Source organism: Treponema sp. OMZ 857 (assembly GCF_024181085.1).
Lineage (GTDB): Bacteria > Spirochaetota > Spirochaetia > Treponematales > Treponemataceae > Treponema.
In genome coordinates this window covers 861,322-887,585 of the sequence record NZ_CP051147.1, presented here as the reverse complement: position 1 = coordinate 887,585, position 26,264 = coordinate 861,322, and the positions used below count along the sequence as shown (strand labels likewise).

The 26,264-nt window shown below is 45.9% G+C and carries 25 protein-coding genes and 1 tRNA gene; 15 read left to right on the top strand and 11 right to left on the bottom strand.

The features are described from left to right. Positions 1 to 154: 154 nt before the first annotated feature. The 5 genes from E4N66_RS04175 (at position 155) to E4N66_RS04155 (ending at position 5,356) form a co-directional block, all read left to right on the top strand. Entirely contained in the window at positions 155 to 1,867 is a 1,713-nt protein-coding gene (locus E4N66_RS04175; protein WP_253729066.1) for a M3 family oligoendopeptidase, read from the top strand. A gap of 782 nt (positions 1,868 to 2,649) precedes the next feature. After that, on the top strand, positions 2,650 to 2,874 hold the full coding sequence (locus tag E4N66_RS04170; protein ID WP_044015625.1) for a hypothetical protein: 225 nt from the start codon (positions 2,650 to 2,652) through the stop codon (positions 2,872 to 2,874). Between the two features lie 176 nt (positions 2,875 to 3,050). Then, on the top strand, positions 3,051 to 3,674 hold the full coding sequence (locus E4N66_RS04165; RefSeq protein WP_253729065.1) for an LTA synthase family protein: 624 nt from the start codon (positions 3,051 to 3,053) through the stop codon (positions 3,672 to 3,674). Between the two features lie 204 nt (positions 3,675 to 3,878). After that, the gene (locus tag E4N66_RS04160; RefSeq protein WP_044015621.1) at positions 3,879 to 4,616 is read left to right on the top strand and encodes a flagellar filament outer layer protein FlaA; all 738 of its coding nucleotides are present in this window, start codon (positions 3,879 to 3,881) and stop codon (positions 4,614 to 4,616) included. Next, positions 4,616 to 5,356, top strand: coding sequence for a flagellar filament outer layer protein FlaA (locus tag E4N66_RS04155; RefSeq protein WP_044015618.1), 741 nt, complete (start codon positions 4,616 to 4,618; stop codon positions 5,354 to 5,356). The genes E4N66_RS04160 and E4N66_RS04155 overlap by 1 nt, the downstream gene beginning before the upstream one ends. Before the next feature lie 41 nt (positions 5,357 to 5,397). On the opposite strand, the gene E4N66_RS04150 is transcribed toward E4N66_RS04155, so the two are convergent. The 5 genes from E4N66_RS04150 to E4N66_RS04130 all read right to left on the bottom strand — a co-directional run bounded on the left by E4N66_RS04150 (position 5,398) and on the right by E4N66_RS04130 (position 9,740). After that, positions 5,398 to 6,069 carry a DUF8091 domain-containing protein gene (locus E4N66_RS04150; protein WP_253729064.1) on the bottom strand — a complete coding sequence of 224 codons (672 nt, stop codon included), beginning with the start codon at positions 6,067 to 6,069 and terminating at the stop codon, positions 5,398 to 5,400. Positions 6,070 to 6,072: 3 nt separating this feature from the next. Further along, positions 6,073 to 6,312: a hypothetical protein gene (locus tag E4N66_RS04145; protein WP_371921811.1), complete on the bottom strand. Its 240-nt coding sequence runs from the start codon at positions 6,310 to 6,312 to the stop codon at positions 6,073 to 6,075. 22 nt (positions 6,313 to 6,334) lie between these two features. Continuing rightward, entirely contained in the window at positions 6,335 to 8,044 is a 1,710-nt protein-coding gene (locus E4N66_RS04140) for a RecQ family ATP-dependent DNA helicase (RefSeq protein WP_253729063.1), read from the bottom strand. A gap of 117 nt (positions 8,045 to 8,161) precedes the next feature. Continuing rightward, positions 8,162 to 8,866, bottom strand: a complete 705-nt coding sequence (deoD, locus tag E4N66_RS04135; RefSeq protein ID WP_253672711.1) for a purine-nucleoside phosphorylase — start codon at positions 8,864 to 8,866, stop codon at positions 8,162 to 8,164. Between the two features lie 88 nt (positions 8,867 to 8,954). Beyond that, on the bottom strand, positions 8,955 to 9,740 hold the full coding sequence (locus E4N66_RS04130; protein ID WP_253729062.1) for a hypothetical protein: 786 nt from the start codon (positions 9,738 to 9,740) through the stop codon (positions 8,955 to 8,957). A gap of 169 nt (positions 9,741 to 9,909) precedes the next feature. Between E4N66_RS04130 and E4N66_RS04125 the strand changes: the two genes are divergently transcribed. The 7 genes from E4N66_RS04125 (at position 9,910) to E4N66_RS04095 (ending at position 16,351) form a co-directional block, all read left to right on the top strand. Further along, the gene (locus tag E4N66_RS04125) at positions 9,910 to 10,965 is read left to right on the top strand and encodes a phosphate/phosphite/phosphonate ABC transporter substrate-binding protein (RefSeq protein WP_253729061.1); all 1,056 of its coding nucleotides are present in this window, start codon (positions 9,910 to 9,912) and stop codon (positions 10,963 to 10,965) included. Between the two features lie 97 nt (positions 10,966 to 11,062). Further along, positions 11,063 to 11,833, top strand: coding sequence for a phosphonate ABC transporter ATP-binding protein (gene phnC, locus E4N66_RS04120; protein WP_253729060.1), 771 nt, complete (start codon positions 11,063 to 11,065; stop codon positions 11,831 to 11,833). Further along, complete coding sequence (locus tag E4N66_RS04115; RefSeq protein WP_044015607.1) at positions 11,823 to 12,677, top strand: ABC transporter permease subunit; 855 nt, start codon at positions 11,823 to 11,825, stop codon at positions 12,675 to 12,677. Before phnC ends, E4N66_RS04115 begins: the two co-directional genes overlap by 11 nt. Then, the gene (locus E4N66_RS04110) at positions 12,674 to 13,492 is read left to right on the top strand and encodes a PhnE/PtxC family ABC transporter permease (protein ID WP_253672721.1); all 819 of its coding nucleotides are present in this window, start codon (positions 12,674 to 12,676) and stop codon (positions 13,490 to 13,492) included. Before E4N66_RS04115 ends, E4N66_RS04110 begins: the two co-directional genes overlap by 4 nt. Before the next feature lie 31 nt (positions 13,493 to 13,523). Beyond that, a complete protein-coding gene (locus E4N66_RS04105) occupies positions 13,524 to 14,702 on the top strand; it encodes a hypothetical protein (RefSeq protein ID WP_253672723.1) in 1,179 nt (392 codons plus the stop codon). Between the two features lie 34 nt (positions 14,703 to 14,736). Next, positions 14,737 to 15,597 carry an alpha-hydroxy-acid oxidizing protein gene (locus E4N66_RS04100; protein WP_253729059.1) on the top strand — a complete coding sequence of 287 codons (861 nt, stop codon included), beginning with the start codon at positions 14,737 to 14,739 and terminating at the stop codon, positions 15,595 to 15,597. Between the two features lie 16 nt (positions 15,598 to 15,613). Beyond that, positions 15,614 to 16,351, top strand: a complete 738-nt coding sequence (locus tag E4N66_RS04095; RefSeq protein ID WP_253729058.1) for a pseudouridine synthase — start codon at positions 15,614 to 15,616, stop codon at positions 16,349 to 16,351. Between the two features lie 43 nt (positions 16,352 to 16,394). Here the strand turns inward: E4N66_RS04095 and E4N66_RS04090 are convergent, their stop codons facing one another. The 5 genes from E4N66_RS04090 to E4N66_RS04070 form a co-directional block, all read right to left on the bottom strand. Continuing rightward, positions 16,395 to 16,799 (bottom strand): DUF6672 family protein, encoded by a 405-nt coding sequence (locus E4N66_RS04090; RefSeq protein ID WP_253729057.1) that lies wholly within the window; start codon positions 16,797 to 16,799, stop codon positions 16,395 to 16,397. After that, complete coding sequence (locus E4N66_RS04085; RefSeq protein WP_253729056.1) at positions 16,799 to 17,926, bottom strand: ABC transporter permease subunit; 1,128 nt, start codon at positions 17,924 to 17,926, stop codon at positions 16,799 to 16,801. The genes E4N66_RS04090 and E4N66_RS04085 overlap by 1 nt, the downstream gene beginning before the upstream one ends. Before the next feature lie 3 nt (positions 17,927 to 17,929). Next, positions 17,930 to 18,970: an ABC transporter permease subunit gene (locus E4N66_RS04080; RefSeq protein ID WP_253729055.1), complete on the bottom strand. Its 1,041-nt coding sequence runs from the start codon at positions 18,968 to 18,970 to the stop codon at positions 17,930 to 17,932. Next, positions 18,971 to 20,551 (bottom strand): sugar ABC transporter ATP-binding protein, encoded by a 1,581-nt coding sequence (locus E4N66_RS04075; RefSeq protein WP_253729054.1) that lies wholly within the window; start codon positions 20,549 to 20,551, stop codon positions 18,971 to 18,973. A 120-nt stretch (positions 20,552 to 20,671) separates the two neighbouring features. Continuing rightward, a complete protein-coding gene (locus E4N66_RS04070; RefSeq protein WP_253729053.1) occupies positions 20,672 to 21,931 on the bottom strand; it encodes a DUF3798 domain-containing protein in 1,260 nt (419 codons plus the stop codon). Positions 21,932 to 22,317: 386 nt separating this feature from the next. Between E4N66_RS04070 and E4N66_RS04065 the strand changes: the two genes are divergently transcribed. Further along, the gene (locus tag E4N66_RS04065; protein WP_253729052.1) at positions 22,318 to 23,109 is read left to right on the top strand and encodes a DMT family transporter; all 792 of its coding nucleotides are present in this window, start codon (positions 22,318 to 22,320) and stop codon (positions 23,107 to 23,109) included. Here the strand turns inward: E4N66_RS04065 and E4N66_RS04060 are convergent, their stop codons facing one another. After that, positions 23,110 to 23,772, bottom strand: coding sequence for an HAD family hydrolase (locus E4N66_RS04060; RefSeq protein ID WP_044017241.1), 663 nt, complete (start codon positions 23,770 to 23,772; stop codon positions 23,110 to 23,112). It abuts the gene before it with no gap. An 88-nt stretch (positions 23,773 to 23,860) separates the two neighbouring features. On the opposite strand from E4N66_RS04060, the gene E4N66_RS04055 reads away from it, so the two are divergent. Both E4N66_RS04055 and E4N66_RS04050 read left to right on the top strand, forming a co-directional pair. Next, positions 23,861 to 23,932 (top strand) — tRNA-Gly (locus E4N66_RS04055). Between the two features lie 143 nt (positions 23,933 to 24,075). Continuing rightward, positions 24,076 to 26,208 carry a methyl-accepting chemotaxis protein gene (locus E4N66_RS04050; RefSeq protein WP_044015584.1) on the top strand — a complete coding sequence of 711 codons (2,133 nt, stop codon included), beginning with the start codon at positions 24,076 to 24,078 and terminating at the stop codon, positions 26,206 to 26,208. The last annotated feature ends 56 nt before the right edge of the window (positions 26,209 to 26,264 follow it).

The window sequence follows — 26,264 nt, the reverse complement described above, 5'->3', positions numbered from 1 at the left end:
ACTTTATATTTTGATTGCGCTATATATACAAATTAATCGAATATCCGTCAAGTGTATATAAGAATTTCTACTGAGAATTTCTGATGCTGTCCTAAATATCGGCCTTATGCTATAATCACTCCGTATAATTTTATAAAAAGCATAGGAGCCTATAATGAATACACCGGAAATGAAGCAATTTACCGCCCTTCCCTATACCCGCCCCGATATGGAGGCATTAAAAACAGCATTTAAAAAAGCTGAACAGCAGTTCGAAGCCGCACATTCGGCTGCAGAGCAAATCGCTCTTATCGACGAAGTACAAAAGCTTAAATCCCATTATCAAACCATGCAGACCCTTGCGGAAATACGGCACAGTATCGACACCCGTGACGGTTTTTACGATGCCGAAAATACGTTTTTTGATGAATCAAACCCGTTTTATATCGAAATGACCAATAGCTTTAACAAAAAACTGCTTGCCTCATCGTTCCGTAAAGAGCTGGAAACAGAACTCGGGACGCATATCTTCGCAATGACCGAACTTGATATGAAGGTGTTTTCACCCTCTATTATGGAAGATTTAGCGGAAGAAAACAAACTTACCAGCAGCTACGACAAACTGATCGCTTCGGCAGAAATCGAATTTGCAGGAGAAAAACGCACGCTCGCACAGCTGACTCCTTTTATGCAGGATCAAGACCGTGCAACACGGAAAAAAGCGGCAAAAGCCTACTACGGTTTTTTTGCGGGACACGAAGCAGAATTCGATTCCATCTACGATAATTTAGTCAAAGTGCGTACACGCATCGCAAAAAAACTCGGATACAAAAACTTCGTGCAGCTCGGATACGACCGGATGGGCAGAACCGACTACAATGCCGAGATGGTTGCTGCCTATCGGAATCAAATCTACCGCGAAATTGTGCCGATAGCCGTGAACTTACGAAAACGGCAGGCGAAACGGTTGGGGTTGGAACGGCTATACTACTATGATGAACCGCTTGAATATACCACCGGCAATGCGATTCCTCACGGCAATCCCGATTGGATTTTGGCAAATGCCAAAAAGATGTATGCGGAACTTTCCCCGGAAACCGATGAATTTTTTACCTTCATGACTTCGCATCAGATGCTCGATGTACTTGCGAAAAAGGGAAAGGCAGCAGGCGGTTATTGTACCACAATTCCCGATTACAAGGCGCCGTTTATTTTTGCCAACTTTAACAATACGCAGCACGATGTTGAAGTGATGACCCATGAAGCAGGGCACGCATTCCAAGCCTATCAGAGCCGTAATGCCCGCCTGCTGGAGTACGTATGGCCGACCTACGAAGCCTGCGAAATACACTCGATGAGTATGGAATTCTTTACATGGCCGTGGATGAATCTGTTTTTTGAAGAGCAAACCGATAAGTTCCGCTTTACCCATCTATCCGGAGCGCTCCTGTTTTTACCCTACGGCGTTACGGTCGATGAATTTCAGCACTGGGTATATGAGCATCCCGAAGCAAGCCCCGCAGAACGAAAGGCCGCATGGCGCACTATCGAAAAAAAGTACCTGCCTGCACGGGATTACGACGATAACGATTTCTTAAACCGCGGCGGTTATTGGATGCGCCAAGGCCATATCTTCAGCACGCCGTTTTATTATATCGATTACACCCTTGCGCAAGTATGCGCATTGCAGTTTTGGACAAAAAGCCTTTCCGACCGGAAAACCGCATGGGCGGATTACCTTCGCCTCTGCAAAGCGGGCGGCCGCGACTCTTTTCTCCGCCTTGTGGAATTGGCAAACTTAAAAAATCCGTTCAAAGAAGGCTGCATCGCGTCGGTTGTACCGGCGTGTACGGGATGGCTTAATAGCATCAACGACTCTGCCTTTTGAAATATACGGCATATCTACTGCGTCGTACGCTGAAAATAAATGCTCAACGTATCATAGATACGCCTCCGCTTTATTTTCAGCTAGCTCCTTGTATCTATACCGTCTATTTCAAAAGGCTTACGACAAAAGGCTGACGGAAAGCTATATACTACGTGTCGCTACTGACAATCCTCAACGTATCAGTACCGCCATGGATGGCGGTGGTTCTAGTCAGTAGCGTGTTTGCAGGGCAAACACGTAGGTACAAAATGTACAGGGATGTACATTTTGTACCGTGCCTGCGGGTGTTTTTTGTACGCTTCTAGCATCTGCATCGTCTATTCGCAAAAGCGTTGAAGGGGCAGAACCGCCATGGATGGCGGTGGTGTTAAACAGTAGCGAGTTTTTCGCTAGAAAAACTCGACGTTGACCAGTGTACAAGGACGTACACTGGTCAACAGCGCCACGGATGGCGGTGGTTCCAAGCAGTAGCGAGATTTGGGCTATGCACAAATCTCGTCGTTGAAAAGCATACACGGATGTATGCTTTTCAACAGGCTTACGGAGAGTTTCCTTTTATATACGAAGGGTAAACGCATCAGACAAAGTAGATAAAAATCGCAGAATTATTGAGGCTGTGAGACCATTTGAACCGCGAAGAGGTTCAATTCTGGTTGAACAGCCTTAATAATTCTGCGGGGCTATTAAAAAACAGTCTGATGCGTTTACCCGATTGACTCGACAAAAAAACGAATATACGGTATGCTTTTGTATACAAGCTTTATTATTAGGAGAGCATCGTTATGAAAACTTTACATTGCGACATTTGCAAAAAAGAATTGGTTAATCCCATAACCGGAAGAACCTATTGGCATATCCGCGAATATGATATTTGCGAAGCCTGCAAGGACACCATCGAAGCAAAAGTTCGGCCGATTGTCCGCCAGCATGCACCCTATTCCCAAGATTGGTATGAAGATCAACTGATATCACTGATCGAAAAAGGAGTAGCTGCACGCCATCCGTAAAAGAGGCGGCGGTACAATATTGTATTACCGAGAAAATGAATAGGAGGCTGTTCAAAGATAGAACATTTTGAATGGTCTCCTGCTCTATAGTATTCCGTCACCGGTAGTTTTGGTGTTCAACACAGATTCAAAATGAGCGTTGTCTATCGTATCATTTTATGATATTCTAACTGGGTATGGCTGTTTTACTATTATTTTGTCTTCCGCTCATTTTTTTCTCTTACGCCTTTCAATTAGAAGAAAAAAATAAGCATATCTTTATGTTTTTTGTCGGTATTACCGCGGCTACGCTGTTCTTACTGATTGTATCTTTTTTTTCTGCAAGAGTGGATCGCTATATCGGTTCGTTAGGCAGTTATTTTTTTTATTCCTTCTTTGTGGATACCCTTATCCCTTTCTGCATTGTATTATTGATCGCCTTGATCTTTTCCGGTTTTAACGTTTTACCGGTTCCGGCAGCGCTGTTTGGTCTATTTACCGTAAAGATATATCAACAGCTATTTCTTGCAAGCACACATCTCCGCATCATACCTATTGTACTCTGCATCATTCTGTATGCAAGCGCGCTGTTTATTCTGGATGCACTCTTACATTTTTGTACCGATATCACCTTCTATTACGCCGTTGCCTGCGTCCTTTGCTTTCTTCTATATATAGGAATCCTTATACTGGGTACTTTTGCGCTGGGGCTTCATTATTTTAAAGGAAATCCGCTCATCTACGGCTCTATTTTAGCGGGGCTCACTTTTATCGGTGCGATACTCCACTTTATACTATACCGGCAAGGAAACGCCGGTTAAACATCCTAACAAAAAATAAAAAAAAACGTCTAGCCCTTGTATATTTTGCTTACTCTGCCGATACTGTAGGCAGAGTTCTTCATCCGCTGCGGAATTGATGCTCCATGAGGTTTGGGGATTACCGAGTTGTTTGACAAAGTTTTCTTTTCAGACTATAATGGGTATGATTTCTTAGAATATCGGCGGAAATAAAAGGAGTTGTGAATGAAACAAGGCGTTGTTATTACGGTCTTTGTTCTGATGTTTGCAGTCGTTTGTACTCCATTGGCAGCGCAGGATAGCGGTGTTAATTATCAAACGTATATGGTGGAGACTTTTGACTCCCCCGAATCATCAGAGATAACATGGAATGCTATTGGAAGCAAGTTTATCACCGAAGGTTATCCTATTTTAAAGTATTTTGACGGAATGCCGAACGCTCTGCGGGTTATGCAATCCGATTCCGATAAAGAATACAAATTTTTAGGAATGCAGTTTAAATTTAACCGCCAAGGCGATAACTGGGTCGATCTTTATCCGACAAAAAGCTCAGGCGATAATGCCGCTCCTTATGAAATCCCCTTAAAAGGGGTTGTCCAAAGATTTGATCTTTGGGTCTGGGGCGCAGGCTATGCGTATGACCTTGAAATTCTGGTACGCGATTGCAACGGACGGATACATACATTACCGGTCGGAACATTAAATTACCATGGATGGAAAAATTTAGCAGTTACCGTTCCCACGAATATTCAACAGCGGTCACGCTATTTATCACAGCTTAAATATATGACCTTTGTCGCATTTAGAATCCGCACTCAGCCTACAGAGAATGTTGATGACTTTTATGTTTTCTTTGATGAATTCAAGGCATTAACAAATACTCGTACAGCTTCTTATGACGGTTTTGAGTTAGAGAATGCCAAGTTTGATGATGCCGATTCAAATAAGGAGGGCGGAAAATAATGACAAAAAAATATTTTACCGTAGCAGCATTATTATCAGCATTATCGTTGTTTGCATTTGCTCAAGAGAACACTCGCGATGGTTTGGCATTGGATCAAGTTGATGCTTCCCGCATCGGCGTTGAATCTGCAGAACAGCGCTTAAAAGAAGTTTCAGTTGATAAGTTCGAAAATGAAGGCTCTTGGGTTTGTTCCATGTCGTCTGACGAAGGCGTTATTCAAGGACGTTTGTTTGACGGCGCACCCAAACAGAAGAAAGCAATTCCGGACGAGGAAAACTTGAATCTCCCTGACAGCAAAGTTTACGGTACAAAGGTGTCCTTCTACCGCCGTGGTTATAACAGCTTTGAAGTCCGTGCCGTCAAACCGATTCCGGTCGAAGGTATTACTAAAACTGTCAGCGTTTGGGTTGTCGGAAGAAGTTATCCGCATGTTTTAAAGCTCATCCTCGAAGATTATATGGGACAGCGCTTTGAACTCTATGTAGGAAAGCTGAATCATGCAGGATGGAAATTGATGACCGTTGCGGTTCCCCCGCAGAATGCAGCAGGAACGGGAATTGTACAAAAAGATTATCACTACGGCACCAGCATGGGCTTAAAGATTGTAGGTTTCCGCATTGAATGCAATCCGTGGGAAGCTTATGGAAATTACTACATCTACTTCGATGATCTCCGTGCTGTTACCGACCTCTATGAAGTTGATATGCGCGATGATGACGATATGAAAGACAGCTGGTAAACCGCTGTTCTAACTCGTATCAATCGATTGAAAACCGGTACCTATTTGGTACCGGTTTTTTTATATACATGATAGCGCCCCGCCTTTGTATAAAAGACTATTTTTTGACATTTTTTTAAAAACGATAGGATATATGATGCATAGACACCGGTGCCTAATTTTCTTACATCGGTACTGATAAATGCATCGGGCAGCTTTGCCATAAGCCGAACAGTCAAGCTATCGATACCGTGAAACTCCTCCTCCCGATGTATCTTTAACAGCTTTTTATCGATAATACGCGGTCTCTTATATCTGCTTCTCCCCTGCTTATCATCTATTTTGATAACTTCGCAATCAACATACAAAATCCGTATTGTAAGATTCGGATTATCGAGACAGTGAACAATTCCTAACAGTTCTCTAAAAATTTGATAGAAATTCCCGTGTTTCGGACTTTTCCGGCAGCTTCGTTTACTGCCGTCTGCATTGAGCATCAGTATATATGCATTTTGGATGATGGGATAGACAATCTGGATAGGATACAGCGGCAAAAGCTTTTCCAATTTAGCTCGCAGTGCGGAAAGTTTAGAGGTTTGTATTTCTATTATCCGCCCTGCATCGTAAATATCACAGATAAATCCCTGCAACGAGGTTTCCTGCACGGCACTGGTACTGCTATACAAGTCTTTTAGGGTACGGTGCAGGTGTGTTTCATTATAAGTGTTAATCATTCGTTAGACGTATGCACGTAATTCTGCAGCATCCAACTGTTCCAGCGCGTAATAGGTTGCCACAATACCTCTTTCTTCACGGGTACGTTTCCCGCATACCTGATACACAATCATCTTATTTGTCGGAAGCGGCGGCATTAATCGCCTACCATTGATATCGTACAGAGATCCGACCATAAGTTCATCGGAAACTTCCTGCATATCGCCATCAGGAAATACCATATAATATTCATAAAGTGTCATACCGACACTATAACAGTTTTTTTTACCCCCACACAAGAGCGCCCTTCCAGAAAAACGCCTTGGCTGGGCGGATTTTCTGCTCTTGGATAAGCTGTGAAACGAGGCTGCTAATGTCGCCGGCGCGCCAGAGCGGGAGATTTTCGTGTAATAGACGGATAAGCTGCGGAGCGGTAAATTTCCGCTTATTTGCCGCCACAAACGAAAGCAATTCCCGTTCATCCTGCGGGTATAATAGCGCGGTTCCATTACAAATATCGCAGCCGGAACAGGCGATACTTTCATCTCCTGCATGAAGCGGAACTGCCCGCACTTCTCCGAGCGCTTCGAGCAGAACCTCGCGCCGGCAGCGGCCGCTTTCGGCAAAATTAACGAGTATTTCCGCCCGTTTCCGCTGCTTTTCCGGTAACAGCGCAATCCGCGCTTTGTCTTCCGGACTCCACAGTAACACCGCCTGAGCAGGGTTTCCGTCCCGCCCTCCCCTGCCCGCTTCTTGTACATAAGCTTCGGCGGTGGGCGACGCATTCAGATGAATCACGGTGCGTACGTTCTTTTTATCGACACCCATGCCCCACGCACAGGTCGTTACCAGTATCGCGCTGTCGTGCTGATGGAACCACTGTTCCACATCATCTTTTTCATCCCGCTGTAAGCCTGCATGATAAAACCGAATTGCCCGATCCCGCAGCGTATAGCGTAAGAACGCAGCAGTTTGTTCCGTACCGTTCCGTGTTGCACAGAAAATAACCATCGGCCGCTGCCGCTGCATAACCTCTTGCAGGAGGGCAGGCGCCTTTACGCGGCATTGCCGTACATAATAAGCAATATTGGTACGATCCGACTCTCCGCGTACCAGATGCGCCCGTCCGTCAAAGAGTACCTCACCGATACGCTTTAATACCTCGTTTCCTGCTGTCGCGGTAAAAGCAGTAACGGCGGGCGGCTTTAATGTTTCGATAACTTGCTTGAGCGTTTGATAGGCCGGCCGAAAGCTGTCTCCCCATTCACTCACACAGTGCGCCTCGTCTATAGCAAGGTGGGCAATGCCGCGCTTTGCAATACGGTTTAACACTTCTTCCTGCATCAGAATTTCGGGATTGGCAATGATGAGTTTCGCAGGAGGTTTGCCGTCCGTACCTTCGAGGCGGGCATACTGCGCGGCTCGTTCCTGTCCGCTTTGGCCGCCGCGGAACAACACCGGTTCAAGATTCCCCTCGCACATACGGCGCATCTGGTCGCTCATCAAGGCTAAAAGCGGATAGATAATGAGTGTCGGCTTATCCAACAACAGTGCCGGCACCTGAAAACACAGCGATTTTCCCGCACCGGTCGGCAACAAGACGATCTGCCTGCCCCGCAACACGCCGTCTTCGTCGTAAAGTTCGCTTAAAGGTTCTCCCGTGCCGGACAAAAAGCAATCCTCTGCTTGCGGTACCGCGGTTCCGAACGGTGCTGTAGAAATTCCGGCTGGCGATGCGGCAGCTTCGACCGCTTCGGCAGCGTGTACGGCATCGAGGATATTGGCAATCACGAGCCGCTGCCACGGGTACAACGCCGGAATCCCGAATACGGTCTGTGCGCAGATAGAAACGGCATCGGCTGTTTTTTCCAAGCTGTATTCGGGATTATCCGATTCAAAAATCACGGGACAGCTTTCCGTATCGGGCAGCGCCGTCTCCGGTTCAAAAAGGTAGGAGATTTCGCCATCAGGCGCTTTGTTATTGATGATATTCATACCATATATATGCATCACCAATAACAAAATGGCTTACAATTTTGCAAAAAAGTAGGAAACGGGTTATCAAAAAAGTAACCGGCTTCTGAGATATCCCCGTTCTCTTTCGATTTATATTTATTCGGCGATAATTGCCTCAAGTGCAGTTTGCATCATTGCAGTGAACGATGTCTGCCGCTCTTCTGCCGTGGTTTCTTCATGGGTAACCATATTGTCGGATATGGTAAGCAGCGCGAGCGCCTGCCGTTTGTACTGTGCGGCAAGGGTGTACAGCTCGGCGGCTTCCATCTCAATCGCTAAAAGACCGTACTTCGACCAGAGTTTCCACGTTTCAAGCTCGTCATAGAACACATCAGACGAAGCGATGGGACCAACCAAGGGACTATACCCTAAGCGGACAGCCGCATCATAGGCATGCTTTAAGAGCTTCCAGTCCGCTGTAGGCGCAAACTGGGTTCCTCGGAAACGGAGCGTATTTGAACCTGAATTGGTCGCCGCGCTCATTCCGATAATCAAAGACCGCAACGGAATCTCTTTTTGCAAGGCTCCCGCCGTACCGATACGGATAGCTTTCTGCACGCCGTATTCACGGAAAAGCTCATTCACATAGATGGAAATGGAAGGCTGCCCCATGCCCGTTCCCTGCACGGAAACAGGCACTCCTTTATACGTGCCGGTAAATCCGTACATACCGCGGACTTCATTGTAACAGCGTGCATTTTCCAAAAAATTTTCAGCAACGAATTTTGCCCGCAGCGGATCGCCCGGCAGCAAAATCCGTTCGGCAATTTCACCTTCTTTTGCTCCAATATGAACACTCATCATATCCTCCCTAGTATTGTCAAATGTATCAAAATCATTATGAGGGATATCTAAAAATCCACCGAGTTTTTAGATGTCCCTATATTCATCAGTCTTTCCACGGAAAAATAAAATTTCGAATAGACCGGCTGCCAAGTGTTTCCCGATCTTCCGCCAGTAACTCATCCCACGGAATTTGTTTCCGTGCAGTTTGAATCGGTATTTCAGGATGCTGCTCAATCCAATCATATTTATACATTCTCAGTTTAAAGGCATTGTTCCATGCAAGCAAGAGGCCTGAAAAACCCGGTGCCAAAAAAGCTAAGAACGGGGTCATGATAATAAGAACGACACTGTACAGCAGCATAAAAAGCGTAAATCCGGTATTATCAAAAAAAACAATAAAGCACTTTTTAAGACACTTGCCAAAATTCGATTCCAGCCGGCTCCGTATCGGGAAAAACCATAAAAGCGACAGCTGTATCACCGCAAAAATCCATACGACAGTAACACCGAGAAACAGACCGAGGAAATTTTGAAACGAAAAATAATAGGGAACGGCAACTCCGGCAACAACCCAACAAAAAGTTTCGATTACTGCGAATAAAACACCGTGCCGCCACGTGTGTTTGATTTCTCCGCCAATTTCTTTCAATGAAAAAGATTTATAATCGGAAATACGCGACATCAAATTGGAGACAGCTAAAAGCAGCACCCCCATCCCAATGATACACATAAACAAAATGAGTACCGGCAGCACTGATACCGCTGAAACTAAATAAGCTAAACCGAAAAATAAAAAGACAATCAGTATAACCGCAATATTGAAAAGAGCGAGCAGGAGAAAATTATCCCACCCGTCAAAAAAATTTTTTTTGAGAAAGAATCCGATCATGCGGCGATACTAGCACAAAAACCGGAATAATACTATCCATCTCGTAGAAAAGCGGAACCGGCAGCGGACGATTGCATAAAGACCTCAATTATAGTAGACTGGCGCACGCAATTAACTCAGAGGAACCGCTAAGACCTGTTTTAGCAGTCCTTCAAATTTGGAGAAAGTGATGAAATCATTTTTAATTGGTGATATGTCCCGCCAAACCGCCGGAAAGTTGTTGCGGTATGTTAAACCGTTCTTTTTCGTACTTTGCCTATCAACACTCCTTGTTTGTTCATGCAGCAAAGAGGAACAAAAGCCGCTTACCATGGTTTTTTATCCCAATGAATCAAGCGAATCCATGAAGGATGCCCGCGCGGCATTCCAAGAAATTTTAAAAGAAGCTGTCGGCCGAGACGTTAAAATTCTTACCACGACCGATTATAACATCGCATTGGAAGCGCTCGTTTCCGGTAAGGCTGATATGGCCTATGTCGGTGCCGAAGGATACATTACTGCACATAAACGGAACAGTGCCGTTATCCCTGTTGCAACGAATTCGGGAGCCAGCGGAACACTTGATGATGCGAAATATTACAGCTTCATCGGCGTACAGAGGAAGGATGCCGACAGCTATAAAAAAGCGGACGGCAGTTTTGATTTAAGTCTATTAAAAGGTAAAAAAATGTCATTTGTAGCGGCAAGTTCTACTTCCGGTTTTATTATTCCCGCAAAAGTTTTGGCAACGGCTTTTTCTATTGATAACACCGACGATCTTATATTGAGCGACAAGATATTTTCCAAAGTGCTGTTTGCCGGTTCTCATCAGGGCTCACAGGTAAATCTTTTCCGTGGTGATGCTGATGCGGCGGCCTTTGCGATCCCGCAGACAATCGGTGTGTATGAACTACTCGACGGGGAAGATTATAAAACCGGCGCCGTATACCGCGTAACCGTAGGAGCCGACGAACCCTTCACATCCTTTGCAGGAAGTGAAATGACCGTCATCCGCTCAATTCCGGTCTTAAATGCGCCGATTACCGTTAATACGAATACGGTTTCAGCCTCTGATATACAAAAGATACGGGATGCGCTGACATCTGATAAGACGGCAAATAATCCCGGCATTTTTAACATAAAGGGCTCCGGTAAAAAAGGCATATATCCTAAGTACTCCGAAAAAACGCGGCTGGTTGCTACCGATGATGCCTGGTATGATGAGATTAGAAATTCTACTAAGTAATGAATACCCGCTGATATCTTGCTTGAGTATGTAACCGATATACCCCGACGTAAAACGCCGGGGTATTAAACCCTCCGCACAAATAAGGTTTGAATTATTGATTACTTTTAAAAATGTTTCAAAGCAATACACCGGCGGCAGACGTGCGCTTGATTCCATCGATCTTACGATTGAACGGGGAACAATCGTTTCCGTTATCGGATCTTCGGGGGCGGGTAAGACAACCTTTATCCGTTGTATCAACCGACTCATCGACTGTACTGCCGGTACGGTTGAAATCGATGGCGAAGCATTGCAAAAAATGACCGGGCGCCGCTTAAAACAACTCCGTAGAAAAATCGGAATGATTTTTCAAAACTATAATCTGGTAGAGCGGCTCACCGTTCTGGAGAACACGCTCCACGGCTGCCTTGGCGCACTGCCGTTGTACCGAAGTCTGTTCGGGCTGTATCCTCAAAAGGAAAGAGCGCAGGCGTTGGCAATACTCGAAGAACTCGGCCTTTCGGACTACCTGTATCAGCGCTGTACGGATTTAAGCGGCGGCCAAAAACAGCGTACCGGCATTGCACGGGCATTGATGCAAAATCCGGAAATACTCTTATGCGATGAACCGGTGTCTTCGCTTGATCCGCAAAACGCACAAGATATCCTTGATTATATCGAAAAGATCGTCAGAACGCGGAATCTTACCTGCATCATGAATCTGCATCATGTTGAATATGCAAAACGATATTCCGACAGAATTATCGGTTTAGGTAACGGGAAAGTGGTTTTTGACGGAAAACCGGAAGAACTGTCGGAAGAAGCGCTGCACGCTATTTTTTCTTCCGGAAATCATACCGAAAAGAAAGACGGCCATGAAATTTGATATTCCGATAGGCAGACAATACCATGCCTTTGAACCACACCGGCACCGTCACTCACCTTCTTCGGAAGCTTTCTTCAAAAAAAAGAAAGTAAGAACATTGACTCTTTTTTTCACGGCTGCCGTGTTATATGTTGCTTCGGCAATTATGACGGGACTTACGGCATGGAATGCGGTAACCGGCATCCCACGCGGACTGTATTGGCTGATACGAAACTTTTTCCCATCGGCGCAATCGATTGCGGTGCTGCCGCTTATTTTTAAGACTTCGCTGCACACCGCCGTTATCGCGATAACGGCATCAACTACGGCTTTTGGCGTTGCCTGCATAGCGGCAGTTGCCGGTTCTCAAACAACCGGACGCTTCCGTGTACTGCGTATTGTCTGTTCCGGCGCGGCATCTTTTTTTAGAAACATCCCCCTCCCCGCATGGTCTATTCTCTTGCTATTATCCTTTAAGCAAAATGCCATAACCGGTTTTTTGGCTCTTTTTTTTATCACGGCAGGACATTTAACGCGGGCATTTACCGAAATTATAGACTCTCATGCGGAAGAATCGTATACGGCATTGGAAGCGGCCGGTGTACCGTATATGCCGATTATCATTCACGGGGTATTACCGAATGTTCTCCCGCTTTTTATTTCATGGCTGCTTTATGCAATAGAAACCAATGTCAGAGACTCGGCACTGATCGGTATCTTAACGGGTACGGGTATCGGATTTCTCTTCAATCTGTATTTTAAGAGCTTCCGCTATCCCGAAGCAGGGCTCATCATCTGTGTATTGATGATACTCGTACTCTGCATCGACAGTATTTCCAACAGGGTACGAAGGATCTTACTATGAAAACCCATACCAATATTGACCGCTGCCGATTGCCGAGAAAAAAACAATATACGCTCTCTCTTGTATTTGCAGTTCTTTTCGGCATCAGCATCTGGGGATACTTGCTCCTTGCGCAGGAAACAATCGATTGGAAAAGTTCATGGGATAATCTGCTCCATTACGGGCGCATCCTTTTTTTACAACCGAAGCGGTCAGATCATTTACCGATTGGTGAACTCGTGTACTCACTCGGCATCAGTTTCGCACTGTCGATTTTAACAACAATCGGCGGCGCCGCTATTGCGTTTTTCTTGGCGCTCGGAGCTGCCCGCAACATTGCCCCTCCGGCTGTTGTAAAAGTAATCCGCATTATCACCGCAGTTATCCGGTCAATCCCCACCATCATTTGGGTACTGGTTTTCTCGGTTACGGTTAATATCGGTACCGATGCCGCCGTTATCGGTATGTGCTTTCACAGCATTGCCTATTTGGTAAAAGTGTTTTCCGAAAGCTTTGAACAGATTAACCGTGACACGATCGATGCTTTGCGGGCATGCGGGGCGGGATTTTCCGGCATTATTACGCAAGCGGTTATTCCGGTGGCTGCAACTTCCATTATTTCATGGACATTCTTCCGTTTTGAAATTAATTTTATCAATGCCGTTGCGATCGGCGCCGCTGCAGGATCAGGCGGTATCGGGTACTATTTATTCATGGCAGGGAATCTCTATTATGATATACGGGAAGTCGGCGTTATCACCTACGTTATTTTCGGTACTGTCATTTTACTTGAGATGCTCTCTCTGCGCTTGCGAAAAGGAATCAAGCAGCACTGAAAAAATACCGAAACTGTAAAGGGAGTTTTAAATGAAAAAATTTATCGCACGTATCTTTGTTTGTTTTTCGATGATATACACCGCCGCAGCCTTAGAGGTTAATGTGCCTGAATTTAACTTCGGGATATTGGCAGGTAAACAGCCGGGTGGCTTGTCACAATTCAGTATAGTCCAAGAATCGTCCGTTAATTTCCGTTTACTGCACGGAGAACGTTTTTACAGCGACTTAAACCTTGCGCTCTATATTCCTGATGTGCTGCGTTTTTTCCATCCGGAACAACTGTCGCGGATACCGGGACAATTCACCTGTGTTGATTTTTCTCTGAACTTTCCGAATTTTATAGGCCAGCCGCTGATTTTATCAGTCTTTACGGGAGAACACCAAAGTCTTACCGGCGAACAGTATAGTTTTTATTTTCTTAAGCAGCGTATACGGCCGGTAAAAATGTATGAAAACGATATTGCCGCGCTTTTTACACCGCCGCGTCCTCGCGAAGGCTTAGGTGTCAGTGCTGCAGGACTCATTTTGAATACCGGGTATGTAGGAGGCTCTTTCAGCTGGAACGGAGGGATAAATGATAAACAAGAATACAGCCTATACGCACAGGGAGGTGTTTTCACCAATATTGCACTTATCAATGCAAACTTCTCCTTTCATATTAGCGATAAAGCGGCAAAAGTATCTCTTGCCACATCAGCTTCGGCACTTTTTACCGTTCATGATAATGTCGGTATTTTTACGCAGGTAGGGTTGCATAAAACGAATTTTAGAAGCGCAACACTGCAACAGGATTTTATCGGCAATCTCTTTGCATTTTTTGAACCGCGTATCGCACTTGAACGGATGGACTTTGATTTTACATTCTTTATTTCCAAGATTCGGGACACTCAATCCGGCGGGCTTTTTCCTGCTGCACCGCTTATAAAGCCTTTTACTATCGTTCATAATGAGCTCTACGGCGGGTTAAATATGTTCTTTGGTTTTGGAAGGATGGAATTAAATAAAATGCAGGGGGGATTTCACAGTCTGATTGCCCTGCCGATAACACGCCCGACGAATATGCAGCTCGTAGTACTCGCCTTTACGCCGTTCTATACACTGAATATCGGACCGTGCGATCTTGATTTCCGTTTTTCGTTTTACCCGCTTCTTTACAGTACTCCAGCTTCTATGTTTGAAGCCAAGATAGCACTGAAACGTAATTTATAAATGAATAAAATGCTACCCCCTATTGTAGAAAATCATGAGCGGATATAAATGTCATTTTTGTGCCGAATGCGACGGATACGGCTGTCTCGGCGAGCTGCCTGGAATGGGCGGCGTATTTCAAAGCGCCAATTTTATCAGCAACTGTTCTGCATGGCGAAAATATTATAGCGATACGCTATGTGATGATGTGTTGCCTCCCATTAGATTGGCGCCTATTACCGGCGGTGTCGAAAATGTCGGCTACGAAGACGAGGCCGCGTTTTATTTCGATTTAATTGAAGCCTGTGCCGAAGCAGGGTTCCTGCTCAGCATTGGAGACGGCTACCCCGATGCAAAGATACAGGGAGGCCTTGCAGCCCTCCGGCGGTACGGAAAAACCGGAGCGGTGTTCATTAAGCCGTACCCTAATTCCCGTATCTTTGAACGGATTGATTGGGTACGCGGCTCTGCCGATCTGATAGGGATCGATATCGATTCCTATAATATTGTAACGATGCGCAACCTGGTTCAGCTTGAACAAAAAGATGCACAGAGTCTGAAAGAAATACAGCGGTATGCACAAAAGCCTTTTGCAATTAAAGGAATATTTTTACCTGAAAATGTCGAGCTGGTAAAAGAGCTGCGTCCCGATGTTGCCGTTATTTCCAATCACGGCGGCAGGATAGAAACAAGGCGCGGCAGTACGGCGGATTTCTTAGCCGAGTACGGCAGTACGCTCCGTAAGTTTGCAGGCGAGGTGTGGGTAGACGGCGGATTGCGGAGCCGCGCAGATATCGCCGCTGCGAAACGGCTCGGTGCAGCGCAGGTCATGATCGGGCGTCCCTGCATTACTGCACTGCTGAAAGACAGATCCGAAGGTGTACGGGAACTGTACCGCCGCTTGACTACGGGTTAAACGCCATTTACAGAACATGCTTGTAAGAATAGATAAAATACTCGCTGCGAACGGATTAGGTTCACGGAAAGATGTACGGCGGCTTTTGCGTAAAGAAGATTTCCGGCTCAACGGCACACGGGTAACCGATGCAGGGACGCTGCTTGACCCTGAACACGATACGCTGTTACGCAACGGGGAACAACTGTATCTCCGTACCTGCTGTTACCTTATGCTGAACAAACCGGCTGGGGTTGTTACTTCTACCTCCGATCCGCTGCACCGCACCGTTATGGAGCTGCTGCCGCCGCCTTTTTCCGCAATGAATCTTTTCCCCATCGGGCGGCTCGACCTCGATACCGAAGGGCTGCTCATCATTACCGATGACGGGGAACTCACCCACCGGCTTACCGCTCCGAAATCAGCCTGTATCAAAAGCTATTATCTTGAAACGGCTGCCCCTTTCTCCGAAGCTGAATTTAATGCCGCCCAAACAGCCTGTAATCAAGGATTACCGCTTGGAAAAAACTTCATCTGCCTTCCCGCGACCTTTGAACGCACGGAAGCTCAAAACATAAAAACCGAATGGGCATTTTTGATGCATATATGTGAAGGGAAATACCATCAAGTAAAAAAAATGATAAAAGCACTGGGAAATGAAGTAGTCTACCTCAAGCGGATTTCGATGGGCGGCGTTGTGCTCGACCGGCAATTACCTGCCGGTTCTTGCCGCGAGCTTACCCCCGATGAAGTTGCCGCACTCAAAAAAATATAGAATAAACCTGTTCGGCAACGCAGTTATCGAACAGGTCTCATCATTACCGTTCTTCCGCCGGAGCATACAGCTCAAAATGAGTAACGGCATTTTCGCCTCTCGTAAAGGCCGGAATTGACACCATCACCGCATCTTCAAAAAGCGGAATGGTGATAGTACCGGTAACATCTTCTTGTCCGTTAAAGAAGCTAACCTTTACATGATGAATCTGACCCCGCAGCATAATTTTATCGCGGTCGCCCTTAAACATCTCGATCGGCTTTTCTCCATTAAATGAAATAGTACAGCCGTCAATCGCTTTATATGCGCCGTTCGGATCGCTATTGTTATCTATCAGCACGGTATGAGAGCGGCCGAATAAAAACATAAGTGCCATAATGAGCAAGTAAAAAACAACCAAGCCTATTTTTACCAGTCGCTGACCTTTTTTTGAACGTACTCGAATCATTATGCCCTCCCGCTTTCGGCCCGCAGCGCAGCCCGCTGTTTTTCCGCATTCTTTTGATTACGCGCTGCGTGCATGACAAGCGATAACGCAATTGCCGCATAGCCGGAAAACTGTCTAAAGTATTCACCGATCATCGCAGAATCAAAGAGGTGCTGTCCCGCCATCGGCGTAACGATGTACAAAAAATGCAGCAAGATAATACCGATAAAGACATTTTTAATATTTGCCTTATTTACCGAAGCGCCTCCGACAAGGATTGCCGCGGCGGCAAAGAAACCGGTTTGATCATGCGCATTATAGGTGCTCATGTTTCCCATATTCTGCAAGAAGATAATCTGCCCGATACAGGCAAGCACCGTCGAAATAACAATCGAAATAATCCGTGTCCGCTCAACTGCGATACCCGAAGCGAGTGCAACCGTCTGATTCTGCCCGATTGCCCGCATATCCTGTCCAAGCTTTGTCTTTCTAAACCACACGATAAAGAAACACAATGCAATAATAATCAGATACGAAAGAATCGGAATTTTAAACCCTGCAATCGTGAGCGGGATTGCCGTATCGAGCATCTGCCGTACGGGCGCCAACTCAAGCGTATTGCGCACCCCATAGCCGCGGGAAAGCATAATCGCCTTATTGTGCATCGGAATAACCGACCCGAGGATGTACAGCACAAAGAACTGATAAATCCCGTTAAAGAAAAACCCGAGGATGTAGCTCGTAACCATTTCCCGCCCACGGGCACGGTTCAGCACCGAACCGGCGACAATCCCAAGCAAGATGGATATCGGCATCCCGATACAGGCTGCAAACACCAATCCGTAGATACCGCCGATGCTCCAGTCCATTGCAAAAATAAGACCGATCTGCCCAGCCATCGCGCCGAGCACCATCCCGAAGTTGATACCCATCCCTGCCATAATCGGCAGGATGAGCGCAAACACCAAAAAGGAGTTTCTACCGATCCGCGTTAAAATTTCGGCGATAATATGGTGCGCCGATAAGCCCGACACGGGAATGGCAAGGAACGAAATAACCAAAAATATGATGGATACCAAATTATCCAGAATAAAATCAACCGCGGAAAAATTTCCCCACTTCTTTTTAAGCATATTAGACGATACCATAATCTACCTCGCCGCCTGCGTCTTCCGCGTCAGTGCATACAAAATCATGCCGTTTGACAACACAATACGGATAACCTCCGACATATCGGTTTGCAAAACACTATTAATAACGGAGGGAGTCATTGTTAAAATACCTTGAAACAGAAATGTCCCCAGCATTACGTTTAAAATCGACGCTTTATTGACCGAGGCTCCTCCGATCAGAATAGCCGCTACCGCCGGGAAGGCCATAAAGAGCGGAGCCTGATACAGCTGAATAAAGCCGAAACTTTGCTGATACAGCAAAATCCCGACACCGCCGATAACGGTGGACAGCACCGTACTGATAATCCGCGCTCGGTCGATATTCACACCGCTCGCCCGCGCAAATTCGGGATTTGAACCGACTGCAGTCAATGCCGTTCCCGTCCGTGTCTTCATAAATACCTTCATAATAAAAAAGCAGACAAAGACAAAGAGAATAAGCCCGGTCGGAAACACGAATGAACCTGCTTGAAACGCCCATAGATTGTTCAGTATTTTCAGCCAGTATCCTTCGAGCGTGATGGTTGTACGCAAACCTTTTCCCGCATAACCCCACACCATCGTCGGATTAGTATACGGCAACAGCAGCCATAAAATCGACATGAACATAACCGCAGCAAAGCCGACATACAAAGCGATAGTCATCTCTTCGCCTTTAATCAAATTTAAGAGCTTGCCGTAAGCGTAGCCGATCACCGCACAGATCAATATCGTAAAAAACACGGCTGAAAAAAAGCCTGCCCATCCGACTAAGTTCAGTTCCATCGCGATTGTCGCACCGAGCAGTCCGCCGATAACGCCGAGCGATAACCCGAAGTTAAGACCGCAGCCTGCCTGCACCATCGGCACCATCGCAAGCACCAAGAGGGCATTCATCCCGAAGCGGTTTATCGTATCCGAAAGAGATGCGCCGATACTGACATTCACAAAAGGCGCTGCAATAAACAGCGACAAGAGGAATAAGAAAATAATAATACGCGGCCAGCCGAACACCGCAAGTTGCTTTTTTAATTGTTCCATCTATTTTACTCCTGCCATATAAAGCGCAAACTCAGCCGGATCTTCGGACGGCTGCAGTATATGCGCAACCTTGCCCTGGAATACAACGGCAATACGGTCACACACAGAGCGCAGCTCTTCAAGTTCACTCGAAATCATCACAACGGTAACGCCTTTTTCTTTATTTAACGTGCGGATTGCGTCCAATACCAACGCCTTGGCGCCTACATCGATACCTCGCGTCGGCTCTGCGACAAAGAGTAAATCGGGTTCCAGACAGAACGCCTTTGCCAAGCATATTTTTTGCTGATTGCCGCCGGAAAGCTCCCGCGCCTTTTGCTGGGAACCGGTACATTTAATTTGCAGCATCTTAATATACTCGTCGGCAAGCGCCTTCATCGCCTTTTCGTCGCGGACAGTGATTAACCCGCCCAAATATTTCTTTAAGTATTTATGCTTTGCCTGCATTGCGGTAAAGGCGATATTCCAGTCAAGGCTTTCGTCCAGCAAAAGACCGACGCCGCGCCGGTCTTCGGAAACAAAGGCAAGCCCTTCCGAAAGCACTTTTGAGGTTTTGCTGATGTCGAGCGGCTTGCCTTTAAAAATAACCTCACCGCCCGCACGGAACAGCCCCATAATACCGTTGGGAATACCGATTTTTCCCTGCCCGGCCAAACCGCCGATGCCGAATATCTCTCCCCTTTTAACGGAGAAAGTCGCATCGTTAACCAGCTCGCCCGGCATATCTACCCACAGATGTTTTACATCGAGGATGGTTTCGTCAAACTGGCGCACCGTCCTTTCGGCGGTCTGCCCCTCAACCTTTCTTCCGACCATCGCGGCTGCAATCGCCTGTATATTCGTCTTTGAGGTTTCCGTGTCTTGTATTGAAACGCCGTCGCGCAGCACGACAACCCGGTCGCAAATTTCCATAACCTCATGCAGACGGTGGGAAATAAAGATAACCGCGATGCCCTTCTCCGCTAATGCTTTGATAGATTTCAGCAGTACCTCCGCCTCTGATTCGGTGAGGACGGCGGTCGGTTCATCCAATACTAAAAGCCGCACATTATCGCGGTCTATTTCGCGGGCAATTTCGGTAAACTGCTTGTGCCCAACCGGCATTTCGGAGATGAGCGTTTGTGCGCTGATAGACACTCCAAGTTGATTAAGCGTACTCTGTGCCCGTTCGTGCATTGCTTTACGGTTTAATGTCGTAAGCCGCCGCCCGAAGAGGTCGGAAATAATACTTTCCTGCTCAAGCTCACGGTTCAGCATAATATTTTCACCGGAGGAAAAACCCGGAATCAGCGAAAACTCTTGGTGCACCATTCCGACGCCTGCACCGAGGGCATCGAACGGCGTTTTGAAAACGACTTCTTTCCCCTGCAGCCGAATAGTTCCGCCGTAGCCGCCCGTTTCGGCAATCACCGGCATACCGAACAGAATACTCATCAATGTCGTTTTTCCGGCTCCGTTTTCTCCTACCAGCCCGATCACCTCTCCCGCATGGACATCAAAACTCACACCCTGCAAAACGGGCGTTCCTGAAAATTCCTTCGTAATATGATCGATGGATAAGATAACTTCATCATTATTCATAAATTCCTACAATCCTTCACCATTAGCAAAAATTCAGCAAAAAAAAACGGGTACACTTCAAAACTTTCCATGTACCCGTTCTGCTGAGGAGGCTTTTTTTTAAATAGTTTCCATTCTCTACTATTTATTAAACTTCATATTTAAGTATTTTTGCGGTACCTCTTGCTCGGTTGTAGACAAGAAGCCTTTTCCGAGAATATAGGTATCCATAAATACTAATGCCTGGTTCTTTGCGCGAACACCGGTATTTGCATCCGTGTAGTAGGCACTCTTCCATCGTGCGTTGGGAGTAAAGACACCCAGCGCTTTTGACAAATCACTGAGGCTTCCTTTCTCCGCTTCTCCGTCGATAATGCGACGAGCATATTCACCCAAACCTGCGCTGACCGTAAAGCCGTAGGAGTAAGCCCACGTACCGAAGCGACCTGCGCCGCCCTTGTCGATAACCGACTGTTCAACCTTCTTTAAGATAGCTGCAAAGTCCCCGGCCTGTTCGGTAAGGTCGATACCGAGTGCTCCCGGATATCCCATTAATGGGGAAGGAAGGTCTGCTTCAACAAAGATACCGCCGTACTGTAACAACTGCTTTAAGAGCGGCTCCGTATGGGCATCGTTCGTACAGAAGAATGCGGTTTCTTTGCCGTATTTTTCAATCCACTGCGGAACTTTTTCAAGGATAAACTGCTGTGCACCGGCAACGCCGACATCGCTTGTCGGATCGGGCGCGGTTTCAAACACAAACTTTACCCCAAGGTCATTACAGGTAGCTTCCATAATCTGGCGGCGGAGACCGAGCGTTTCATACGACATATGCCGCGGGAAAGAAATATGCACAAAAGTCTTTGCACCGAGCTCTTTTGCAGCCCAAATAATCGTATAGCCGCGGGACACGAAGTCATTGTTTATTGCCATATCGGCAGACGCTTGGATAACAAGCGGGTCTTCGTGCGGTTCACCGGCAAACAGCAATATATCGGGACGCTTTTCCCGAACGCGCTTAAACGCCTCTGCGGTTCCGGGAATTCCCTGGTTTACGATAATAGCCTTCATCATCGGATCGTCCGCAAGAGCGGCAATCTGTGTGATGGTTGTTTCCTGCTGAGACATAAAGTCATCAGGATAGGTGATATGCTGGATCATACCGCCGGTTTTAGCGGAACCGTACATTTCGATCAATTTTTCGGCGCCGCGAAGGTCATCTTCCGATTGAGAAACGGTTCCCGTTGCAATACCGATATGGTACGAGGCGGTCTTTTTTCCGTTAGATGCCGAGTCTGTTTGTTCCGGTTTTGTTTCCGCCTTTTTACTGCACCCTATAGCGAATACGCTAAAGAGCGCTGCAGCCAATAAAACAAATACGGCATACATGTTTTTTTTCATATTCAACTCCTTTTGATAGTGTAAGGATATCATAGCTTGATACCTCCTACATTCGGCAGCTTTTAAACTATATATTAAAAACAACCGTTAATTTGATACTAAAACCTTCTATAAAAAATGTCAAGCATAAATATGCATAAATATGCATAAAAAGAGAAAAAATATTAAAAAAACAGTATTTTTATGCATAAGCACTTATTTTGCTAACATATTCTCTTATTTTGAAGGAATATTAAAAAAGCTCTGATGCATTTTTCCTGTTCCCCTAATGCGTTTACCTCGCGTATTCATTTCTGCTATACTTTACCGGTATTATGAGTATTCGATTGACATCCGCACAAAAAGGGATCTTGTGCATCATTTGTTCGGCTTTCTTTTTTACTATAATGAATTTATGCGCAAAGCTTTCAGGCGATTTACCGTCTATCCAAAAAGCATTTTTTAGGAACAGTATTGCCTGTTGTACATCACTCTTTGTTTTGATAAAGAACCGTCAATTTGTACTGCCGCAGAAAAAAAATATCCCCTTCCTTATATTGCGGGCGGTATTGGGCACTGCCGGTTTAGTTTCCAATTTCTATGCCGTCAGTCACTTAGCGCTTGCCGATGCTTCTATCTTGGCAAAGCTTGCGCCGTTTTTTACCATTTTTTTCTCGTTTCTGTTTTTAAAGGAGCGAATCCGATTTACCCGGCTTCTTGCAGCGGTATGCGCATTTGCCGCAAGCCTCTTAATTATCAAGCCTGCTTTTGCCGGATCGGGTCATATCTTTGCAGCCTCAGTGGCATGTTTCGGAGGTCTCTGTGCAGGCGGTGCATATACCTGTGTGCGCTATCTGTTAACGCATAAAGAATCCGGTACATTTGTAGTGTTCTTCTTTTCGGTTGCTTCCATGCTGATGCTATTGCCTTTTTTCCTCTACAGTTTTGCGCCGATGAGCTTACAGCAGCTTTTCTGGCTGATTGCAACCGGTGCAGCAGGCGCAGGAGGGCAATTTACCGTTACCGCGGCGTATTCTTATGCACCGGCAAAAAATATCGCGGTTTTCGACTACACTCAAATCCTCTTTGCCGCAGCGTTCGGTTTTTTACTATTCCATGAAGTTCCCGACCGTTACAGCATTGCCGGATATGTCATTATCTGCACGATTGCCCTTGTGCTATTTTTGAAAAAAGACTAATTACCGGATTGCGGTTACAAGCGGCAGCAGCTCCAACGGCTTTGCGATAATATGCATTGCACCGGCGCCTTCCAGTTCGGCACGGTCGCGGAAGCCCCACAGGACACCGACGGTTGTCAAGCCTGCGTTTTTTCCAGTGTTTATATCCACGGCAGTGTCCCCGATGTAGAGGCATTCCTGTTTTTGGCGGTGTAAAAGACCTAAAATCTCAAATACGCCGGCAGGATCCGGTTTGAGCGGAACCCCTTCCCGCTGTCCAAAAACAACAGAAAAAGTTCCCGCATCAAAAAAAGCTTTGATGATCTTTTGCGTAGTCGGCTGCGGTTTGTTCGAAAGAACCGCGAGTTGAATCCCCCTGCCATGCAGCTCTTGTATCATATCGGCGACGCCGTCGTACAAAGAGCAGAGGTGTAAAAAATCGGCATCATAGGCTGCGTTGTAATCCTGTAAAATACTGTTTTCTAGCGCAGCATCCGTAACGCCGTGATATGCCAAAACTCTATGAATAAGCGTCCGAGCCCCGTTTCCCGCAAAATACTTAAACTGTTCCACCGGCGCAGGCGGTAATCCGTGCTTTGCCGTTTCGGTATTGACAAAATAAGCGAGTGTCCGGACGGTATCGGTCAATGTTCCATCCAAATCAAAAATACATGCTTTAATCATACTATAGAGTATACAAAATCGAGCAGTAAAAATAAAGATTCCGATTGACATATCAGGATTTTTCCGGTATAGTGGCTTCATATTTTTTGCGGATGTCGTATAACGGCTATTACCCCAGCCTTCCAAGCTGGAGACGAGGGTTCGACTCCCTTCATCCGCTGTAGCACACAACAACAATTCTTTCCCGCTCATATTTCCATCTCAACTACTTTCTCTTTGATTAATATACCGGATACCGGTTGTCACATTGACACTATTCGTATAAAGTTCACATAATAGTCTTTCAAAGGAGACCACCACAGTATGATCAAAAACAACGCTCATTTTCAAAGACTGCATTTCAGTAAAAAACAGGTTCGGTCCATCGGTACGAAACTGCTCATTGTTACTATCATGCTGCTACTGCTTCAGTATGGGATTATTGCCTATAAGGATTGGCGGAGCATCACACAGTTTTCGGAAAATCAAATTAAAGCAACCGCAGATCTTAAATATTCTGCGTTTTATAACGAATTAAATAGTTATTCGCTTGTCGGCCGCATCCTTTTAGACGATATCGCTCGGGATCAAAATATTGTTCAAGCCTTTGCTTCACGGGACAGAGCAAAGCTGCTGGAGTTAACGCAGCCGATTTTTACCGATATAAAGCAAAAATATAGAGTGCAGCAATTCCATTTTCATACGCCGTCGGCAGTCTCTTTTCTTCGCGTTCAGAATCCTGCAAAATTCGGCGACAACCTTTCTTCTTTTAGAGCTACCATCGTAGCCGCCCAAACGCAGAAAAAAGAAATTTACGGCCTTGAAGTTGGGGTAAACGATCTGGGTTTTAGAGTCGTACGGCCGCTTTTCGATACGGCAAGACGAATGCTCGGAACCGTAGAATACGGCGGTGCGGTAAATACGGCATTTATCGACCAATTCGTTCTAACGACAACACCGGAAGTATTAAAAGACGGCTTAAAAGTAACGGTCGTTGCGCGGACATTGGATAATACCTATCAGCTCATCGGTTCCAATTTTGAAAGCAAAGTTGATTCGGATGCTGCACAAATCACGGAAACATTGCCCGATGACGGAATGATCCGCACTGAAAAAAACGATGCCTTTGCTTATTATCCGCTAAAAGACTTTTCCGGACAAAGAATCGGATATGCAAAATTCTGTTTTTCAATCGAACATACTTTAACAAGAAGAACGGATTTCTTCCTTAAAACAGCGATTATTCTCATTGTAATCCTTTGCCTTTTTGTAGTAACAATTACCGGATTTACCCGAAAATTTATTATAAAGCCGGTCAAAAAAGTTATCCATGCGCTCATGTCCATAGCGGAGGGCGATTTAACCGTTCATCTTTCGGTCGAAGGGAACGACGAAATAGCCGAACTCTCCCAATACTTTGAACAAACCATTGAAAGAATCGGTTCGGTTATAGAAGCGGTTTCACACAACGCCGGCACTATGCAAACGGTCGGCAAAAAACTTGCCGGAAATATGGCAGAAACTGAAACGGCGGCTCAAGAAATAGAAAAAAGCGTTGCCTTAGTACAAAATCAAACAGTAGACCAAAGCGCGAGCGTAACCGAAACAGCTGCAACAATTGAAGAGGTCATTAAAAGACTCAAGCAGCTGGATCAAAGTATAGAAAGACAAGCGGAAAGCGTTGCACAATCATCAGCTGCCATAGAAGAAATGGTCGCCAATATCGGTGCCGTTTCAGACCGCCTCGGAAAGAATAATACGGTTATCAAAACGGTTTATGATCAAACAAAGAACGGTAAACATCGAGTAAGGTATGCTAATGAGGTTGTCGGGCAAATCGCTGAAAAAACCGAAGCGCTTTTGGAGGCAAGCCAGGTTATCCAAAATATTGCCAGCCAAACAAACTTATTGGCTATGAATGCGGCAATCGAAGCGGCTCATGCGGGAGAAACAGGTAAAGGCTTTGCAGTTGTTGCCGACGAAATCCGCAAACTTGCGGAAGAATCAAATACACAAGGAAAACAGATCGGTACCGTTATAAAGGATGCAATACAAATAATCAGCAACTTAACCACCGCCGGAGCAGGAGCGGAAAAAAGCTTTGTTGAAGTATATGAATCGGTCAACCAAATTTCTCAACAAGAAGAACAAATTGTTACCGCAATGGCCGAACAGGAGAATACAAGCCGCGAAGTGTTGGCGGCAATTCGGAATATTAACGAAGTTACCGGCGGTGTCCGCGATGCTTCCGCCGAGATGCTGCGCGGCGGAGAGCAGGTCGCACAAGAAATGCAGCGGTTAAATCAAATAACACTGAGCATCAGCGAACATATGCACGGCATGGTTGCCGCTTCCGAACGGATCGGTGATGCTGTACAAGCAGTTAACGGTATTGCGCAAGAAAACACAGTAAGCATCGAAAATCTTGCCGCTGAGGTTAGAAAGTTTAAGATATAGGGGGCGTTTCTAAAAGCTGCGATATTTGGGGCTTCCCATAAAGGAATGCGAAAGAT

Bases quoted from the DNA above. Each gene is read 5' to 3' on its own strand.
- E4N66_RS04175 (WP_253729066.1), top strand. From the start codon at position 155: ATGAATACACCGGAAATGAAGCAATTTACCGCCCTTCCCTATACCCGC.
- E4N66_RS04170 (WP_044015625.1), top strand. From the start codon at position 2,650: ATGAAAACTTTACATTGCGACATTTGCAAAAAAGAATTGGTTAATCCC.
- E4N66_RS04165 (WP_253729065.1), top strand. From the start codon at position 3,051: ATGGCTGTTTTACTATTATTTTGTCTTCCGCTCATTTTTTTCTCTTAC.
- E4N66_RS04160 (WP_044015621.1), top strand. From the start codon at position 3,879: ATGAAACAAGGCGTTGTTATTACGGTCTTTGTTCTGATGTTTGCAGTC.
- E4N66_RS04155 (WP_044015618.1), top strand. From the start codon at position 4,616: ATGACAAAAAAATATTTTACCGTAGCAGCATTATTATCAGCATTATCG.
- E4N66_RS04150 (WP_253729064.1), bottom strand. From the start codon at position 6,069: ATGATTAACACTTATAATGAAACACACCTGCACCGTACCCTAAAAGAC.
- E4N66_RS04145 (WP_371921811.1), bottom strand. From the start codon at position 6,312: ATGACACTTTATGAATATTATATGGTATTTCCTGATGGCGATATGCAG.
- E4N66_RS04140 (WP_253729063.1), bottom strand. From the start codon at position 8,044: ATGAATATCATCAATAACAAAGCGCCTGATGGCGAAATCTCCTACCTT.
- deoD (WP_253672711.1), bottom strand. From the start codon at position 8,866: ATGAGTGTTCATATTGGAGCAAAAGAAGGTGAAATTGCCGAACGGATT.
- E4N66_RS04130 (WP_253729062.1), bottom strand. From the start codon at position 9,740: ATGATCGGATTCTTTCTCAAAAAAAATTTTTTTGACGGGTGGGATAAT.
- E4N66_RS04125 (WP_253729061.1), top strand. From the start codon at position 9,910: ATGAAATCATTTTTAATTGGTGATATGTCCCGCCAAACCGCCGGAAAG.
- E4N66_RS04115 (WP_044015607.1), top strand. From the start codon at position 11,823: ATGAAATTTGATATTCCGATAGGCAGACAATACCATGCCTTTGAACCA.
- E4N66_RS04110 (WP_253672721.1), top strand. From the start codon at position 12,674: ATGAAAACCCATACCAATATTGACCGCTGCCGATTGCCGAGAAAAAAA.
- E4N66_RS04105 (WP_253672723.1), top strand. From the start codon at position 13,524: ATGAAAAAATTTATCGCACGTATCTTTGTTTGTTTTTCGATGATATAC.
- E4N66_RS04100 (WP_253729059.1), top strand. From the start codon at position 14,737: ATGAGCGGATATAAATGTCATTTTTGTGCCGAATGCGACGGATACGGC.
- E4N66_RS04095 (WP_253729058.1), top strand. From the start codon at position 15,614: ATGCTTGTAAGAATAGATAAAATACTCGCTGCGAACGGATTAGGTTCA.
- E4N66_RS04090 (WP_253729057.1), bottom strand. From the start codon at position 16,799: ATGATTCGAGTACGTTCAAAAAAAGGTCAGCGACTGGTAAAAATAGGC.
- E4N66_RS04085 (WP_253729056.1), bottom strand. From the start codon at position 17,926: ATGGTATCGTCTAATATGCTTAAAAAGAAGTGGGGAAATTTTTCCGCG.
- E4N66_RS04080 (WP_253729055.1), bottom strand. From the start codon at position 18,970: ATGGAACAATTAAAAAAGCAACTTGCGGTGTTCGGCTGGCCGCGTATT.
- E4N66_RS04075 (WP_253729054.1), bottom strand. From the start codon at position 20,551: ATGAATAATGATGAAGTTATCTTATCCATCGATCATATTACGAAGGAA.
- E4N66_RS04070 (WP_253729053.1), bottom strand. From the start codon at position 21,931: ATGAAAAAAAACATGTATGCCGTATTTGTTTTATTGGCTGCAGCGCTC.
- E4N66_RS04065 (WP_253729052.1), top strand. From the start codon at position 22,318: ATGAATTTATGCGCAAAGCTTTCAGGCGATTTACCGTCTATCCAAAAA.
- E4N66_RS04060 (WP_044017241.1), bottom strand. From the start codon at position 23,772: ATGATTAAAGCATGTATTTTTGATTTGGATGGAACATTGACCGATACC.
- E4N66_RS04050 (WP_044015584.1), top strand. From the start codon at position 24,076: ATGATCAAAAACAACGCTCATTTTCAAAGACTGCATTTCAGTAAAAAA.